The sequence below is a fragment of the Paraburkholderia sp. BCC1876 genome, assembly GCF_902833695.1.
Classification (GTDB): domain Bacteria; phylum Pseudomonadota; class Gammaproteobacteria; order Burkholderiales; family Burkholderiaceae; genus Paraburkholderia.
The window spans coordinates 1-626 of sequence record NZ_CADFGI010000038.1 but is presented as its reverse complement, the minus strand read 5'-3'; the positions used below and the strand labels follow the sequence as shown (position 1 = coordinate 626).

The following is a 626-nucleotide window of genomic DNA, read 5'->3' as shown; positions in this document are numbered from 1 at the left end:
GATCCGCGCGCGCTTGATGCAGGCCGGCGACGAGGCTTCGGCCGCGATCCTCGACGTGATTCTGCGCGACGAGATCGGCCATGTGGCGATCGGCAACCGCTGGTTCCGCCATCTCTGCGCGCGGGCCGGGCTCGAACCGCATCCGGCCTACCTGCGGCTCGCCGAGCAGTACCATGCGCCGCGGCTGCGCGGGCCGTTCAACTTCGAGGCGCGCCGCGACGCCGGTTTCGACGAGCTGGAACTGGATGCGCTGGTCGCCCAGGATCGCGACACGCCGCCCGCCGGCACGCCGGGCTGAGCAAGTGCGCCCCGGGCACGGCGCATCGCGACGCAAATGCAGCCTAGAGAAGTGCCTCGACACATGAGCCGCCTCAGCACCATTGCACACATCGTCGCAGCGTCGCCGATATAATCGAACGACCATTCTTTTTTGGCGGCCGCGATGACCCAGACCCATTCCGACTCCATTTCCGAATTCGTGACCGTGCGTGGCGTGCGCCTGCACGTGCGCCGCTGGGGCCGGCCCGACGCGCCGGTGCTCTACATGCTGCATGGCTGGATGGACGTGGCCGCCTCGTTCCAGTTCGTGGTCGACGCGCTGGCGGGAGATTGGCAGGTAATCGCGC

At 68.1% G+C, this 626-nt stretch carries 1 protein-coding gene and 1 pseudogene; both read left to right on the top strand.

Features of this window, described 5'->3' with window-relative positions; genetic code table 11:
- Positions 1 to 298, top strand: a 298-nt coding sequence (locus tag HWY05_RS37635; RefSeq protein ID WP_176061477.1) for a DUF455 family protein, incomplete at its 5' end; no start/stop codon positions are given.
- Between the two features lie 144 nt (positions 299 to 442).
- Positions 443 to 626, top strand: a pseudogene (locus HWY05_RS37630) (alpha/beta hydrolase); the annotation flags it as partial.